This window comes from Streptomyces sp. NPDC007164, assembly GCF_040634135.1.
In the GTDB taxonomy this organism is placed as follows: domain Bacteria; phylum Actinomycetota; class Actinomycetes; order Streptomycetales; family Streptomycetaceae; genus Streptomyces; species Streptomyces sanglieri.
The window spans coordinates 1-1,428 of the sequence record NZ_JBEYFB010000148.1 but is presented as its reverse complement, the minus strand read 5'-3'; the positions used below and the strand labels follow the sequence as shown (position 1 = coordinate 1,428).

The 1,428-nt window shown below is 68.6% G+C and carries 1 protein-coding gene; it reads left to right on the top strand.

What is annotated here, in order from left to right; genetic code table 11:
* Nucleotides 1-207 precede the first annotated feature (207 nt).
* Complete coding sequence (locus ABZ622_RS42080) at nucleotides 208-1,410, top strand: IS110 family transposase (protein WP_360552630.1); 1,203 nt, start codon at nucleotides 208-210, stop codon at nucleotides 1,408-1,410.
* The last annotated feature ends 18 nt before the right edge of the window (nucleotides 1,411-1,428 follow it).

Genomic DNA, 1,428 nt, shown 5'->3' with positions numbered 1-1,428 from the left:
CTCCGTAAGTTGTTAGTCGGCCCGGGAGGGCCGGGTGTGGCTGATGGGGTCTTGCCTTCAGTGGCTTGCCAGGAGTGGCCGCCCGGCTCTCTTGGGCGCCCTGGCTGCTGATTGAGATGTGCGCGCTTCGTGCGGTCGCTGATTACGGAGATGACAGCGGGGTGTTCCTTCGGGCCGACGGCACGCCGTGCGGAATGAGGAGGGCGAGTGAGCGAGCGAAGGACCCGGGTCTGGGCCGGCATCGACGCAGGCAAGGGCCATCACTGGGCCGCAGCGGTCGATGAGACCGGCTCGACGCTGTGGTCGAAGAAGATCGACAACGACGAAGCGGCGATCCTGACCGCCATGGGCGAGATTCTGGACCTCGCTGACAAGGTGTTCTGGGCGGTGGACATCTCCGGCACGTCCTCCGCTCTGCTGCTGGCCCTGCTCGCAGCCCACGGCCAGCAGGCCGTCTACGTCCCCGGCCGCACCGTCAACCGCATGTCGGGCGCCTACCGGGGCGAGGCGAAGACCGATGCCCGTGACGCATACGTCATCGCTGAAACTTCCCGCCAGCGACGGGACTTCGCCACCATCGACGTACCAGCCCAGCTGGCCGCCGATCTGGCGCTGCTGACCGCCCACCGGTCGGATCTGGTGGCCGACCGGGTGCGGATGATCAACCGCCTGCGCGACGTGCTGACCGGTGTCTTCCCCGCCCTGGAACGGGCTTTCGACTACAGCTCGCAGAAGGGCGCGCTGGTCCTGCTCACCGGATACCAGACGCCGACCGCCCTCCGCCGCCGCGGTCGAGCTCGGCTCACTGCCTGGCTGGCCAACCGCAGTGTCCGGAGCGCCGACACGGTCGCGGCAACCGCTCTCGAAGCGGCGCAGGCTCAGCAGACTTCCCTGCCCGGTGAGGACGTCGCGGCGCAGATCGTGGCTGATCTGGCGGCGCAGATCCTGGCGCTGGACGATCGGCTGAAGCGGATCGACAAGCAGATCCGCGAGACGTTCCGCAGCCACCCGCAGGCCGGGATCATCGAGTCCCTGCCCGGCATGGGCCCGATACTCGGCGCCGAGTTCGTCGTCGCGGCGGGCGACCTCACGGCCTATGCGGACGCCGGCCACCTGGCCTCGGCGGCCGGCCTGGTGCCCGTCCCTCGCGACTCCGGCCGACGCACCGGTAACTTGCACCGCCCCAAGCGCTACAGCCGCCGTCTGCGCCGGGTGTTCTACATGTCCGCCCAGACCAGCATCATCCGTGACGGGCCGAACCGGGACTTCTACCTCAAGAAGCGCGGCGAGGGCTGCAAGCACGTCCAGGCCGTCATCGCCCTGGCCCGCCGACGAGCCAGCGTGTTGTGGGCCTTGCTGCGTGACGGACGAGTCTTCACCTCCGCTCCGCCTGTCACGCAAGCGGCTTGACTTCATCATTGAGACTCC